Below are 14,723 nucleotides of genomic sequence, written 5' to 3'. Positions count from 1 at the left end.
GTGCGTTTTGGGGTGGGGCAAGTCGGCGGGGCCGCCCAGACAGCGCCGGGAGCGGGCCGTGACAACGAATCGTGACGGCCCATCGTGACGGCAGGCGCTTTACAGCGAGTAATACATCTCGAACTCCAGCGGATGCACGGCCTGGCGAAAGCGCGTGACTTCGCCCATCTTCAGCTCGATGTAGGCGTCCAGCATGGCGTCGGTGAACACGCCGCCTTTGGTGAGGAAGGCGCGGTCAGCGTCCAGCGCCTCCAGCGCCTGGTCCAGGCTGTGGCAGACGGTGGGGATGAGCGCGTCTTCCTCAGGCGGCAGGTGGTACAGGTCCTTGGTGGCCGCCTCGCCGGGGTGGATCTTGTTTTCCACGCCATCGAGCCCGGCCATGAGCAGCGCGGCAAAGCCCAGGTAGGGGTTCATCAGCGGATCGGGAAAGCGCGCCTCCACACGGCGGGCCTTGGGGTTGCTGACAAAGGGCACGCGGATGGAGGCCGAGCGGTTCTTGGCCGAGTAGGCAAGCTTGACCGGCGCTTCAAAGCCGGGCACCAGGCGCTTGTAGCTGTTGGTGCCGGGGTTGGTGATGGCGTTGAGCGCGCGCGCGTGCTTGATGATGCCGCCGATGTAGTACAGCGCAAAGTCCGACAGGCCCGCGTAGCCCTCGCCGGCAAACAGGTTTTTGCCGTCCTTCCAGACCGATTGGTGCACGTGCATGCCCGAGCCGTTGTCGCCCACGATGGGCTTGGGCATGAAGGTGGCCGTTTTGCCGTAGAGGTTGGCCACGTTGTGGATGACGTACTTTTGCAGCTGTGTCCAGTCCGCGCGCTGAACCAGGGTACTGAACTTCGTGCCGATTTCATTCTGGCCTGCGCCAGCCACTTCGTGGTGAAACACCTCCACGGGGATGCCCAGTGACTCAAGCACCAACGACATCTCGGCGCGCATGTCCTGCGTGCTGTCCACCGGCGGCACAGGAAAATAGCCGCCCTTGACCGTGGGGCGGTGGCCGCGGTTGCCGCCTTCGAGCCGCGCGCCGGTGTTCCAGGGCGCTTCGTACTCCTCGATCTCGAAGCCAGCCTTGCCGGGGCTGTTTTCCCAGCGCACGCCGTCAAAGAGGAAGAACTCCGGCTCGGGGCCGAAGTAGGCGGTGTCGCCCAGGCCGGAGGCTTTCAGATAGGCCTCGGCGCGCTTGGCGATGCTGCGCGGGTCGCGCTCGTAGGGCGTGCCGTCGGCCGGATCGACGACGTCGCAGGTCAGAAAGAGGGTGGGCTCCTGGAAGAAGGGGTCGATGTTGGCAGTGTCGGGGTCGGGCATGAGCAGCATGTCCGAGGCTTCGATGCCTTTCCAGCCTGCCACCGAGGAGCCATCGAATGCATGGCCGCTGTGGAACTTGTCCTCATCGAAATGGGAAATCGGCACGGTGACGTGCTGCTCTTTGCCACGGGTGTCGGTGAAGCGGAAGTCAACGAACTTGATGTCGTTTTCTTCGATCATTGCCATGACGTCATCGACGGTTTTTGCTTTTGCCATGCGGGCGCTCCTGTTACGTGGGAAATGTGACGGAGCATCCAAAGCAAAAGCCGTGCCAGGCGCTGGCAGGCCCCGTCGGCCCAAGGAAAACGCAGGCCAAGCCCCCCGCAAAGGCTGCCGCGCGCGCCCTGCGCCCCACGGCGAGGCATGCGCCCCGGCACCAAAACGGGGCGCGCGCTTCGTTTTGGTGCATCCGCGCGCCAACGCCTTGCAAAGACGCCGCCAAAGCCTTTATATTACAAATCAAAAGGAAACAAAATAACCTTGTTTCGGCAATTTATTCGTAAAGTAATTTTTACTTTGATGTGTAATTGTGGTCGGGACAGGTGCTTACAAAATCCGCGAGAACTTCGCCCGGCGCTGGTCGGCCTGCAAGTAGCGGTCGAACACCATCGCAATGGCGCGCACGAAATGCCAGCCTTTGGGCGTGACCTCAATCTGCCGCTGGCCCAGGCGCACCAGGCCGTCCTCCTGGTATTGGGCCAGCGTTTGCAGTTCGCTGGCAAACGTGCCGGGGAAGTCCACCAGCCAGGCCTGCTCCACCGCATCCATGCTCAGCACGCCCTGACACATCAAGGCCATGATGATGCTCTGGCGCATCAGATCGTCGCGGCCCAGCGCCAGGCCGCGCGCCACCGGCAAATGGCCTTGCGCCAGCGCGTAGTGGTAGCTCTGCACGTCCTTGACGTTCTGGCTGTAGGCCGCGCCAATCTTGCTGATGGCCGAAACGCCCAGGCCAATCAAATCGGTATCGGCCTGGGTGCTGTAGCCCTGGAAATTGCGGTGCAGCAGGCCGTTTTGGCGCGCAATGCTCAGGCTGTCCTGCGGCAAGGCGAAGTGGTCCATGCCGATCTCCACATACCCCGCTTGCCGCAACGCCCGCAGCGCCTGCGCCTGCATGGCCACCTTCTCGCCCGCGCTGGGCAGCTTGAAGCTGTCGATGCGCCGCTGCGGCTTGAAGCGCTCGGGCAGGTGCGCGTAGGCGTACAGCGCCACGCGGTCGGGCCGCAAATCGGCCAGCGTTTGCAACGTCTGCGCAAACGTGGCCTGGCTTTGCAGCGGCAGGCCGTAAATGAGATCGACGTTGATGGACTCAAACCCCAGCGCGCGCGCCGCCTGCATCAGCGCAAACACGGCCTCGGTCGATTGCTGGCGGTGCACCGCCTTTTGCACGGCGGCGTCGAAATCCTGCACGCCAAAACTCAATCGATTGAACCCCAGCGCCCGCAAATGCGCCAGCCGCTGCGCATCCACCGTGCGCGGATCGACCTCGATCGACAACTCCGCCGCCTGCGTGAACTGCACCCGCGCGCGCAGCATCTGCATCAGCCGCGCCAGCTCCGCATCGCTGAGAAACGTGGGCGAGCCGCCGCCCAAATGCAGTTGCGACACTTTGGGCAGCCCTGCCGCAGCGGGTGGCGCGCCAAGGGCCGATTCAGCGGCTGATTCAGGCGCCAATTGCGCCGCCACCAGCGCCAACTCGCGCTCCAAATCATCCAGATACGGCACCGCCTTCTCATGGTGGCGGGTGATGATCTTGTTGCAGGCGCAGTAGTAGCACAGCGACTCGCAAAACGGGATGTGGATATACATCGACAGCGGCCGCGCCGCCTGCGCAGCCACACTGCGGCGCACAGCGTAAGCGCCCAGCGCATCCGCGTGGCCAAACGCCTCTACAAACCGGTCGGCCGTGGGGTAGGAGGTATAGCGCGGGCCTGGCACGTCAAAGCGCTTGAGCAGCGCAATATCAGGCTCATCATCACCCGAAGCCGCGCCATCGGGCAAAACCGCCGCATGGGCTGGGGAGCTGGACATGGCAATTCCAATGAAAAAAGATGAGCGCGCCACTGTCTCGCAAAGCATCGCAAGCCGCGTTGATGGCGATCAAGCTTTGCGCAAAGCGCACAAATTTCGCGCCGATAATGCAAGCAAGTTTTACCAACACGCACCCTTTGTAAAACTTCCGCCATCCGCACCCCATCACGTGCAGATGGTTTGCCCAGCGCGCCTGCACTCGCCTCTGCCGCAACTGCGCGCAGCCCACAAAAGTTGATTAAAGGCCTCCAATTTGCCCATGAATTGCGCCGCCCGCCACGTCGCTTGCTCAGACTGCAACCTGCGCGACCTCTGCATGCCCACCGGTCTGAGCAAAGCAGACATGCAGCGCGTGGACAGCATCGTCTCCCACCGCCAAACCGTGCGTCGCGGCCAATGGCTCTTCACCCAAGGCACCGCCTTCAAGGCGCTGTACGCCATCCGCTCGGGCGTATTCAAAACCTGCATCCACAACGAATACGGGCGCGAGCAGGTTTTCGGCTTTCAAATGGCCGGTGAAATCCTGGGCTTTGACGGCATCGTCGATGAGCGCCACTGCTGCGACGCCATCGCGCTGGAAAACGCCGAAGTCTGCGTACTGCCCATGGAACGGCTGGACAGCCTGTGCCACGAAATCCCCGCCCTCACGCGCCACATCCAGCGCATCATGAGCCGCGAAATCGTGCGCGAGCACGGCGTCATGCAACTGCTGGGCAGCATGCGCGCCGAAGAGCGCCTGGCCGCCTTTCTCGTCAACCTCGCCCAGCGCCTGAGCGCGCGCGGCTTTTCGTCCAGCGAAGTCGTGCTGCGCATGACGCGCGAAGAAATCGGCAGCTACCTGGGCCTCAAACTCGAAACCGTCAGCCGCGCCTTCAGCAAACTGGGGGAAATGGGCCTGATCGAAGTGGATCGCCGCTACGTGCGCATCGCCAACCCAGCAGGGCTAAGCGACATGGCCAGGCCGCAGATGTGAGATATGGGTTAACCCTCTCACACTGAACCATTTCGCTTTCTACACTGGCCCACTCCAATAACCAATCTTGGTAGACCACTAAAGAGCTCTTGTGCCCTCCTAGTTGCTGATGGAGCGACGCCCCATTAAATTCGTTACGAGTGATGGGGTTGAGTATCCCAGCAAAAAAGATGAGTACAGCATTTGTGCGAAAACGCGTCTACCGAGCCACACACCGTTATTTGGTCTATGAAATTTTAATGATTCGATCCGAATCTGTGTTTTTCAAACCAAAAGGAGGCTGAAATGAAAAAATTGACCGCCGTCACGTTGGCATTGGTGAGCTCCACAGCTCTATCTCAAAATGTTTGGCTATTTTCATCCCCTGCCGTAATGCCGCCAATTTCTAATTACATAAACTCATACCAGCCGAATACCTTGACCGTTTTAAATTTCGCCCTAGGAAGTCACAATTACACCCCGTCCGTAGGGATAGAAAATTTCACAGGCCTGCATGTTCCTCAGCATTTGAAACCTATCTATGAGAGATCCGTAGATCCCAATTGGCAAGGTGCATCAGCGGTTCAAGGTTATGGGAATAAGTTTTCTTTTTTTATAAACACAGATTCCGCACCTCCAAACAATCGACCAGACCCGCTTTACACCACAAATTATCAGGTAAATTTTTCTGGAGATATTAGACCTTGGAGCCAGACTTATGGAAACAATCCGGGGCTTTGCAATGCTTTTTTTGCAGCAGTCCCAGTATCATGGCATGGCGCGGGATCTAATAATCAAGGAGGATCCGCTTTTAATTTATACGACAACTCAACCCAATTAACCTTGACTGCCGGCGGGCTATATTACGATAGCAACCCATCACACCTTACCGAGCACAGTGGCCTAGACACAGAAACAGGCTGGTTTTGGACTAATGCAAACTATGGAACTCAAAACCATTTTTCCACATCACCCGGCTCTGCTTTGAGTAGAAGCTCGACGTGGAACACAGAGGATTGGTTTGGATTTTGCATTTATAAAAACAATTTACTTTCGGTAATTGACGCGGCCAATAGTCAGGTTGCTGCCATCAACCAGGTGCGCATGCAACGGAATGAACCGTTGCTGCCATACTACTCCAATAATGTCGCCAATTACAGCCTAAAGTTTGCTGTTATCGGCGGAGAAATTAGCGCAAAAAAACCAATTACGGGGCATATGGGAGCCCGCTTCCGCGAATGGAATATATTTATCATTAAACAGTAAAAGCGCATCTCGAAAATAATTTTGGAATTAAGGGGGAAAACCTCCTTCCAAAACCTACTCAAAGCCCGGCTTTTCAAAGTCTTTTCCGGATGCCTGCCCAAGCGCCCCGTACAACCCCACTTAGCAGGCTGCTGAAATACTGCTTTGGCCTTCTAGAGCGTGTTATGCACTTTGCGCTCTCACGGGGGGGGCGAAAAGTGCATAACACGCTCTAGCCACTTGCAGGTCGACCATTCAAAACGAGCTACAAGCGGTTTTTTCGGCATGGGTAAGGGGGCCCAACCAGGCACCCCTTGATAGAGGGGTTGATGCCTCTTTGCGGAAGTATTTCAGCAACCTGTTGGGGCCTGTTCAAAATCTCGGCGCGAAGTGGACAAGAAGCGGTTTGGGATGGGCTGCAAGGCGCAGAACACGCCATAGCCGCCGCCATGGCGGGGCTTTGCGACGCCGCAGACCGCCCAAATCCGGGTTCCATTGCTCGCCGTGCAAAGATTTTGAACAGGCTCTTGTACGGGACAGGGTTCAGGGAGAGAAGGTGTGGGGGCGGGATCGGTAAGACGCTTGCGCGCTGCATATGGTCCAATACAATGGGGAGCATCTCTCCTCCCTAATCCCTCTGGGTAAAGGAGAGTGAAAGGCCCCTCCTTGAAAAAAACCTCGAAAGGTAGGCTATTAGAAATGAGAAGTCAGTTTTCACCAATAATCTCGAAACCTCGTCCTTCACACCTCTTGTTATTTTCTTTGTAGATATCGCAAGGGAAGCAACAATAGGGGGCTGTAAAAAATCAATAGCAGATAACGGTATTCCGCCGCGATAGAAAAAACAAATATACCTCCCAGTTGCACCAAAAGAGTCCATGTTACCACTGCGTCGTCCCACGCTTTTTGGCGCATGGCCGTCCAAGAGCAAATCACAATCAGGAACACGCCAAAAAACGGCGTCCACCACAGAAAGCGCCAATCGTAACTCAACTGAAAAGATTTATCCGCCACACCAGGCAAAATCTCCAAGTCGAAGGTATTTTTTTTCGAAACCGTCTGTAGTCTATCTATATAATGCATCGCATTATCCGGTCGTACGATACCTCCCTGGGCAAAAGCCGACGCCAAAAAAATATTAACCCGGCTAGATAAAAATGCCGGCAAATTTCGCCACAAATTATAAGTGAAAAAATCGTACCGCAGGGCGCGACGATCCTCCGCAGACATTTGCCAGAATCTTACCCGATCACGATTTTGATGCCAAAGCGTATCCCAATAATCACGGTCGTATAAAGCATCAATGTCCTGCTGAGAAATATATTTATATATAATTTTCTGCGTCTTTTCCGTCACCATTTGGCGGTTTTCCCACAACCCCATAGGCTTCGATTGCATAAAATTAACAGTTTCAAACAGCACGAGTGGCTTCAATGCACCATGCCCATTACCTAAATCATGCACCTTGCTGCCGATCTGCACCAAAGCAGCCCAAAAAACACAAGCCGCCACCAAAAACCAGCGCCAGCGCCCCTGCAAACGGTAAGCCAAATACAAAACCGGCACAAAAATTAAAATGCCATTGGCTTTAAAAAAAGCTGCCGCAGGCAGCATACAGGCAATCGCCCATGCACCACAGGGTTTAATCTGCCTCTCTTTTAGACCAATCCAAACTTCAAATAAAACCCCTATAAACGCTAGACTAAATACCGCATCAGGATAAAGACTGACTTCAAAATTCATCACATGCGGGGCACAAGCAATCCAAGTCAGAAGGAACAACGCCGTTTTTCGATAACCTTGCGCATAATTCCAGGATAAAATACGGGTAAAAATGGCAACCTGCAACAGAATCAAAGGAATAACGACTGCCTCCAGCCGCCAAGTCATGCTATAAGTTGCTAAGACATAAAGAAGCCATGCAGCTTCTTTCCCTGAATACTTAGGCACACCTCTTTCGATATTTGAAATAACTGAATACCCATCTTCCCCGATGGGACCAGGCCACACGGCCAAATACCAAGTGGCGTGCAGAAAGAACAAAGCCAAACTTATGGTTAGCGCAACCCTAAAAACACTGTTTTTCATAAATACTAAGAAAACAAAATCGAGCGCTTTTTATGCGCTCGATCAATAAAATGCAATCTCAAAAAAACATCAAATGAATATTAATATCGAGTAAAAACCCAATTTTCGCGCATAACAATACCCACATGCCCCCCAGCACCCGGATTTCTAACATTTCCCGCCTCCGGCTGAAGATACACCGCAGTCACCCTATAATTATTATGATCCAATGAAACAGATGGAACCGAATTTATAGACTCAAGATATTTATCTTGCCACGCCAGTCTATTCCGCATCGCAGACAAATCATCGCGATCCCGACTGAGTCGCTCATTGAAATCGTTAATTATGTTTGAGAGGTTGGCTTTTGTGATACAAAAACCATACCATTCTTCAGGCCTTTCAGAACCGGATTGAGCAGTTTGACTCCATGGCATGAGAGTAGTATACCTGCTCCCTCCGATGTAGCTCTGCAAAAACGCTCCAACCTGAACGTCCACACCTATGTTTTCATAAAACTGAAAATTAGGCCTGCTATCCCACACGGCAACAACCATATTGATAGTTCTACCAGTTGAAACATCCTGAATGAAAAGCCCGACAAAATTATATAAAGCTATATCTCCAGCCGTGAAAAGCCTGTTAACTTTTTGAAAATGAGCCGAACAAAGCATGGGGTTTGCGCCAAATTGATAAGAACTCCATGCGCGATTATCCCCAGGTATCGACCCGCCAAAACCGATAGACCAATAATTCACAAGAGGATTACTGCTCGGATTAACACTCCAAGTATTTAGCCACGCAGAGAACTTATCGCCCTGCCATTGCACAGAGGTCCACCCATAGCCATTCGGATCAACCGAAGCCTGAAAGTTAGAACTATTTTGAATCCCGGCAAACGTCATGTCATTCACATTCCATTGTGAATGAGGCACAAAATTCGTCCCTGGGGCCATATCAAAAAAATAAACCCCATCCGAAGGCGCCCAAAATTTCGATGCAATAGACCCGTTATTAACAATTGGAGCTCTCCAATTGTGATCAGCCGCATAGGCAATTGCTGCCGTCAAAGAGAAAATCGAAAAAACAGCTTTCGCTAATGAATTGCGACGAAAGAGCATATAACCTCCTTAGCTACTAGTTCGAGAAACACGTCCACACAATAGAGCCTCGCCTGCCACAGCTACCGCTCCAGAGGCATCGTGCGCCATGCGCAGAGAATACGGTATCAGTAAATACCCTCACTCAGATGTCCAGAGGCCGATACAACATGTGCCCAAAGAATATCCGGCCCGCGCACTACGATTTCTGCCTGGCTTCAAAACGTCGAGTCCACTCAAGCGAATAAGTGCTTTCCAATAGGGCAGCGCCAAACCAGGTGACTTCACTGCCCACGGGACAACTCAGCGTGATGTGCAAACGCCCAGGCACATCTGGGCGCAAGGTACGGTTGGCATGCACATAGGCCGTCGTGCGCTGCCCATAGCTGCGCAGCGGCAACACAAAGCCCTCCCCCCGAATCGTGCCGTCGTGCTGTTGGTAGGCCACATGGGCCGGTTTGCAGGTGCGGCCTTTGGGGGAAATTTCCCACTCCAGCCGCCACAAGGCGTTGTAGACGGGGCTGGCGGCCAGCGCGGCGACGTCCTCAGCGGTGAATTCCTGCGTCAGCACGGCCACGGGCTCGGTCGTGACCCAGCGGTTTTTGCCTGACGGGGTCAGGTTCAGAGCGGCAACAGGGGCGGCAGGCACGGCGCGCACGGTGCGGGTGGGGCCGGGCTGGTCGATGGCCAGCACATCATGTTTTTTGGCGTAGTTATAGGCTGCGGAGGCAAGGGCGACGGGCGCTGCCGCAACCAGCAGCAAGGGCACGATGCCATGCGGCGAGCGCGCCCGCAGCGCCCAGGTACGCCAACGCCAGGATGTGCGCAGCGGAGCCGTCACAATCGAGAAAGCCCAGGCGGCCAGCAGTATCAGCCACGGCCCTAACAAGGTGGTGCTGTAGCGGCTGTTGTAGAGAATGGGCAGCAATTGGGCCAGCAGCCCCAAAAACATCAGCAGCAGAAATGCCGCCCCCACCAAACGCATGGACAAAGGGTGGCCCAGCAAGCGCTGCGCCAGGGCTTGCCTGCCGCCGCGTGCATAGGTGTAGGCCATGATCCCCAGCGCCCATAACACCATGCCGATTTCCAGCAAACGCAATTGGCGGATGAAAGCGCCTTCTTGCAGCAAGACGGCGGGGTGGTGCGTCAGCCACCACCACAGTTTGCGCAATAAAAACGCCAGCACATCGCCCAATGGCATGGAGGCCAATTGCCACATGCCCACCAAGCGGGCAGCGCCATCTTCTTCTACTCCCAAGTGATGAAAATTTTCCCGGGTATAGAGAACATTATCGAAATTGAAGCCCAGATAAATGGGTTCAGCCCCCTGAAAAAGAATATGTGTGCCCAGATAAATACCGGAGCCTGCACCCGTGCCAAGCCCCCACAGCCCGAAAACCAAGATATTTTTGATGACCAGCGCCACCGGAATCAGCATACCCAGCGCCAAACTCCAGGCAATGGCTTTGACAGAAGGCACCCAAGCGTATTGGCGTTTTTTGAATTTGGTCCAGCATAAAAAAAACACGCAAACCAATAAACCCAATGGGGCCATCAATTGCAATACAGGCCGCGAAAGCAAGGTGATGCACAGCCCCAAGGCGGCCGCGCCAATTAGCCAGCGGTTGGGCCTTTGTATCAGTCCCAGCATGCTCCAAGTCCAGCACAACAAGCCAAACAGGAAAATCGGCTCCGTCAATTCGCTAGGGAAATAGCGATGGATTTCCGGATTAACCAGCCATAGCGCCAAGGCCACTATGCCCGCGCGCTCGCCCCCCAATTGACGTGCGCTGGACCATAGAAAAAAGACGCAACAAACCCATAAACCACAATTAGCGAAACGAATCCATTGCGTTTCTACCTGCCAGACGGCCAGCCATAAATAAGCCAATGGCACGACCTGATAGCTTTCCGGGGTGAGCAGAAACGACCAACCCTCGTTCAAGAATCGCTGGGCATAGGGCAAATAGGTGTGCTGAGCGTCGTAATACACCTCAGCATGCATGTATTGGGCAAGCTGCTGCCATCCCACCATACATGCCAGAAGCGGCCATAAAAAAACACGGCATGATTCCCCAATGCGGCACAAACCTGAGGTATTTTTCATTCAATCATTACCCCCGCAACCAGGACGGAACCGATTTTCAAAATCGCCGGTTGCAAATATCAGATATCACATGCCCTGCAATTCCAACCCGGCGTGTTCGCGCAGCGGGTGGAAGGTGATTTTCGGGAAGCGCTCCTGCGCCAGGCGCACGTCGTAGGGGCTGGTGCACATATAGGCCAGCGCGCCGGCGGCGTCGTGCGCCATGCGCAGCGGGTAGGCGTTCTCGAACTGGCGCAAATCTTCGGGGGTTTCGGCCGTGATCCAGCGCGCGCTGGTGTACTGGCTGGGCTCCAGCCGCACTTCGGCGTCGTATTCGGTCTTCAGGCGGTGCTGCACCACTTCGAATTGCAACTGCCCCACCGCGCCCAACAACATGTTGCCGCCCGCATCGGGCTTGAAGACCTGGATCGCCCCCTCCTCGCCCAATTGCAGCAGGCCTTGCTGCAATTGCTTGGTGCGCAGCGGGTTTTTCAGCACCACGGTGGCAAACATCTCTGGCGCGAAGAATGGCAGGCCGGTGAATTGCAGATTCGCGCCGTCGGTGATCGTGTCGCCCAGCTGCACGCCGCCGTGGGTGGTGAAGCCGATGATGTCGCCGGCAAAGGCTTCTTCCACGGCCTCGCGGCGCTGGCTCATGAAGGTGACGACGCTGGTGGGGCGCAGCTCCTTGCCGGTGCGCTGCACCTTCATCTTCATGCCGGGCTTGTACTGGCCGCTGGCCACGCGCACGAAGGCGATGCGGTCGCGGTGGTTGGCGTCCATGTTGGCCTGCACCTTGAAGACCACGCCGGAGAAGGCCGCGTCTTCGGGGCGGATGGTGGTTTCCGTGGCCTCGCCGTTCTTGGCGATCAGGCGGCTGATGCGCGGGCCGGGCGGGGGCGACATGTCCACCACCGCGTCCAACACCTCCATCACGCCGAAGTTGTTCACGCCGGAGCCGAAGAACACGGGCGTGAGCTTGCCGGCCAGAAACGCCTCGTGATCCCACTCGGCCGATGCGCCCTGGGCCAGCTCCATGCTCTCCAGCGCATCGTCAAAGGTTTTGCCAAAGCGCGCGCGCAGCTTGTCGGCCTCAGCCAAGGGGATGACTTCAAAGTCCTGCGGGCGCTTTTCGGTGCCGGCCTGGAACACCGTCATGCTCTGCGTGCGCAGATTGATGATGCCGCCAAAGCTCTTGCCCTGGCCCACGGGCCAGGTGATGGGGCAGCAGGGCATGCCCAGCTCGCGCTCCACTTCATCAAGGATGTCCAGCGGGTCGCGCACCTCGCGGTCCATCTTGTTGACGAAGGTGATGATGGGCGTGTCGCGCTGGCGGCAGACTTCGATCAGGCGGCGCGTTTGCGCCTCCACGCCGTTGGCCGCGTCGATCACCATCAGCGCCGAATCCACGGCGGTGAGCACGCGATAGGTGTCCTCGGAGAAGTCCTTGTGGCCGGGCGTGTCCAGCAGGTTGATGACATGCTCGCGGTAGCTCATCTGCATCACGCTGGAGGCCACCGAGATGCCGCGTTGCTTTTCGATCTCCATCCAGTCGGACGTGGCGTGGCGGCTGGCCTTGCGGCCCTTGACGGCGCCAGCGATCTGGATCGCGCCGGAGAACAGCAGCAGCTTTTCAGTCAGCGTGGTTTTACCCGCATCCGGGTGGGAGATGATGGCAAAGGTGCGGCGGCGGCGGGTTTCTTTTTCGAAAGTCACGGTTGAGAGAGGGTCAGAGCGATTCAGGGCGCGGGGGCGGCAACACAAAGCGCCTCGCGGAAGGGGTGAAAGAAGGGGGAAAAAGAAGAAAAAGCGCGCGATTTTAAAAGCGCAATCTCTGCCACCTCTCAGCCGAATCGGGTAGCTTCAAAGGGGGGGTGCGTGCGCTGGCAGAGCCTTGCTGGGCCAAGCATGGCGCGCCCAGTGCGCAACACGCTCTATGGTATGGTTGCGCCGCGCTTTTGCACCCCCGATTGGTGGCGTGCTAGCGAGGGTTCAGTGCCAGAGCCTGTCCTCTCAATCGCCGCACATAGCGCCCGGCCCTGGGGATGAGCGCGGCGCGTGAATTTTGAGGACGGGTTCTCAGACTTGCATGCCATGACAAAACGCTTACACGCCCCCCACTGGAAGCGCCGCTTGCGCGCTGCCGCCCTGCCCGTTTTGGCCGCCACGCTGCTGGCGGCTTGTTCCACAACCCCGTTGCCGCCGTGGGAAGGCCCGGCGCAAAACGCCGTGGTGGTGCGCAGCCCAGGCGCTATCACTCATCGCTTGCCGCCCGGCCCCGCAGTGGGCTTGGGGGTCACAGGAGCGGCGGACTACAGCCCGGCGGTGGCCGCGCGCTTTCCCGATCCCGGGGTGCACTACGCCACGCCGGGGCTGCAACCTGGCCGCCAGGCATTTTCGTCCAATGAAGAAGTGCGGGCGTTTTTGCAAGATGCGGCCAACCGCGCCAGTGCAGGCGTGCAGGCGCGGGTGCAAGCCATCGGGCGCTCGCAAATGGGGGCGGAGATGCACGCCGTGTTCATCGCCAAGGGCGCCACGCTCACCCCCGAGAACGCACAGAGCAAACCCACGGTGTTATTCATCGGCCAGCAACATGGCAATGAGCCTGCGGCGGGCGAGGCGCTGCTGGTGGTGGCGCAGCAATTGCTCAGCGGCGCATGGTCCAAGGCGCTGGAGCAGGTCAACGTCATCATCGTGCCGCACGCCAACCCCGATGGCACGGCCGCCAACCAGCGCGAGCTGGCCAACCGCATCGACCTCAACCGCGATCACCTGCTGCTGCGCACGCCGGAGGCGCGCGCGCTGGCCCTGCTGGTGCGCGATTACCAGCCGCTGGTGGTGGTGGACAACCACGAATACACCGTAGGCGGGCGCTTCCAGCAAAAATTCCAGGGCCTGCAAGCCTATGACGGCATGCTGCAATACGCCATGACGCCCAATGTGGCCGAGTTCGTCACCCGCGCTGCCAAGGAGTGGTTTGCCCAGCCCATCTTCCAGGCGTGGGAGGCGCAAAACCTGCGCGCGCAGTGGTACTTCACCACCTCTGCCGATATGCAGGACATGGGCTTGCGCATGGGTGGCATCCGCCCCGACACGGGGCGCAACGTCAACGGCCTGAAAAACGCCGTCAGCCTTTTGATTGAGACGCGCGGCATTGGCATTGGTCGCACGCACATCCAGCGGCGCGTGCACACGCATGTGATTGCCGCGCACAAGGTGCTGGAGCAAGCCGCGGCGCGCGCCGGGCACCTCAAGCAGGTGCAAAACTTCGTCGCCCGCGATGCCGCCTCGCAAGCCTGCCAGGGCCGCATGGTCATCGACGCGGCGCAACAGCCCGAGCAGCGCGAAATCGCCCTGCTGGATCCGCGCACGGGGGTGGATGTGATGCGCACCCTGCCGTGGCAATCCTCCCTGGTCATCCGCCCCACGCTGGAGCGCAACCGCCCCTGCGGCTATTTGCTGGGCGAGATGGAGCGCGACGCTGTGGAGCGCCTGCACATGCTGGGCGTGACGGTGCTGCGCGTGGCCGAGCCGGGCAGCCTGCAAGTGGAGGCATATCAGGAAACCGCGCGCGAAGCCGCCACCCGACAGGACGTGCGCGGCGCCATGAGCGCCGAAGGCGAAATCCTGCGCATTCGGGCGCAACTGCGGCCCCAGCGCGTGGAAGTGCCTGCAGGCGCGTACTACGTGCCCATGGGGCAGCCGCTGGCCCACCTGATCGCCGCCGCGCTGGAGCCGGATACGCAAAACAGCTACTTCGCCCACCGCATCCAGCGCGATCTGGGCAGCCTGGTGCGCGTGACCGAGCAGCCCACCGCCCTCGTGTTCGAGGAAGTGGACTGAGCATCGCTGTGCGCAAACCATCGCGCCCCGCCAGAATCCCTCAGCGCCCCTGCGGGGCGCTTTCAATTACAAATCAAAGAAAACAAAATCATGC

11 protein-coding genes are annotated in these 14,723 nt (G+C 57.5%); 5 read left to right on the top strand and 6 right to left on the bottom strand.

From position 1 onward, the window contains the following. Nucleotides 1-99 precede the first annotated feature (99 nt). Together glnA and hemN are read right to left on the bottom strand one after the other, a co-directional pair. Nucleotides 100-1,521: a type I glutamate--ammonia ligase gene (glnA, locus tag EBQ26_RS08990; RefSeq protein WP_122238684.1), complete on the bottom strand. Its 1,422-nt coding sequence runs from the start codon at nt 1,519-1,521 to the stop codon at nt 100-102. A 330-nt stretch (nt 1,522-1,851) separates the two neighbouring features. After that, on the bottom strand, nt 1,852-3,336 hold the full coding sequence (gene hemN / locus EBQ26_RS08985) for an oxygen-independent coproporphyrinogen III oxidase (RefSeq protein ID WP_122238683.1): 1,485 nt from the start codon (nt 3,334-3,336) through the stop codon (nt 1,852-1,854). 10 nt (nt 3,337-3,346) lie between these two features. Here hemN and EBQ26_RS08980 point away from each other — a divergent pair, with 10 nt between their 5' ends. The 3 genes from EBQ26_RS08980 (at nt 3,347) to EBQ26_RS12710 (ending at nt 5,554) form a co-directional block, all read left to right on the top strand. Next, on the top strand, nt 3,347-3,574 hold the full coding sequence (locus tag EBQ26_RS08980; protein WP_122238682.1) for a hypothetical protein: 228 nt from the start codon (nt 3,347-3,349) through the stop codon (nt 3,572-3,574). Nucleotides 3,575-3,595: 21 nt separating this feature from the next. Next, nucleotides 3,596-4,309: a fumarate/nitrate reduction transcriptional regulator Fnr gene (gene fnr / locus EBQ26_RS08975; protein ID WP_122238681.1), complete on the top strand. Its 714-nt coding sequence runs from the start codon at nt 3,596-3,598 to the stop codon at nt 4,307-4,309. A 285-nt stretch (nt 4,310-4,594) separates the two neighbouring features. Further along, the gene (locus tag EBQ26_RS12710) at nt 4,595-5,554 is read left to right on the top strand and encodes a hypothetical protein (RefSeq protein ID WP_147473740.1); all 960 of its coding nucleotides are present in this window, start codon (nt 4,595-4,597) and stop codon (nt 5,552-5,554) included. A gap of 732 nt (nt 5,555-6,286) precedes the next feature. Here EBQ26_RS12710 and EBQ26_RS08970 read toward each other — a convergent pair. The 3 genes from EBQ26_RS08970 to EBQ26_RS12985 form a co-directional block, all read right to left on the bottom strand. Continuing rightward, nucleotides 6,287-7,621: a hypothetical protein gene (locus tag EBQ26_RS08970; RefSeq protein ID WP_147473739.1), complete on the bottom strand. Its 1,335-nt coding sequence runs from the start codon at nt 7,619-7,621 to the stop codon at nt 6,287-6,289. An 80-nt stretch (nt 7,622-7,701) separates the two neighbouring features. Next, nucleotides 7,702-8,721 carry a hypothetical protein gene (locus EBQ26_RS12705; protein WP_147473738.1) on the bottom strand — a complete coding sequence of 340 codons (1,020 nt, stop codon included), beginning with the start codon at nt 8,719-8,721 and terminating at the stop codon, nt 7,702-7,704. Between the two features lie 178 nt (nt 8,722-8,899). Continuing rightward, nucleotides 8,900-9,958 carry a hypothetical protein gene (locus tag EBQ26_RS12985; protein ID WP_238944267.1) on the bottom strand — a complete coding sequence of 353 codons (1,059 nt, stop codon included), beginning with the start codon at nt 9,956-9,958 and terminating at the stop codon, nt 8,900-8,902. 154 nt (nt 9,959-10,112) lie between these two features. On the opposite strand from EBQ26_RS12985, the gene EBQ26_RS12980 reads away from it, so the two are divergent. Further along, nucleotides 10,113-10,415: a hypothetical protein gene (locus EBQ26_RS12980; RefSeq protein ID WP_238944266.1), complete on the top strand. Its 303-nt coding sequence runs from the start codon at nt 10,113-10,115 to the stop codon at nt 10,413-10,415. 458 nt (nt 10,416-10,873) lie between these two features. Here the strand turns inward: EBQ26_RS12980 and EBQ26_RS08960 are convergent, their stop codons facing one another. Continuing rightward, nucleotides 10,874-12,502 carry a peptide chain release factor 3 gene (locus EBQ26_RS08960; protein ID WP_122238678.1) on the bottom strand — a complete coding sequence of 543 codons (1,629 nt, stop codon included), beginning with the start codon at nt 12,500-12,502 and terminating at the stop codon, nt 10,874-10,876. 378 nt (nt 12,503-12,880) lie between these two features. Between EBQ26_RS08960 and EBQ26_RS08955 the strand changes: the two genes are divergently transcribed. Then, nucleotides 12,881-14,629: a M14 family metallopeptidase gene (locus tag EBQ26_RS08955; RefSeq protein ID WP_122238677.1), complete on the top strand. Its 1,749-nt coding sequence runs from the start codon at nt 12,881-12,883 to the stop codon at nt 14,627-14,629. The last annotated feature ends 94 nt before the right edge of the window (nt 14,630-14,723 follow it).

It is taken from the genome of Allofranklinella schreckenbergeri (assembly GCF_003703475.1).
Classification (GTDB): Bacteria; Pseudomonadota; Gammaproteobacteria; order Burkholderiales; family Burkholderiaceae_C; genus Lampropedia; species Lampropedia schreckenbergeri.
This window is presented reverse-complemented; position numbering and strand designations above follow the sequence as displayed.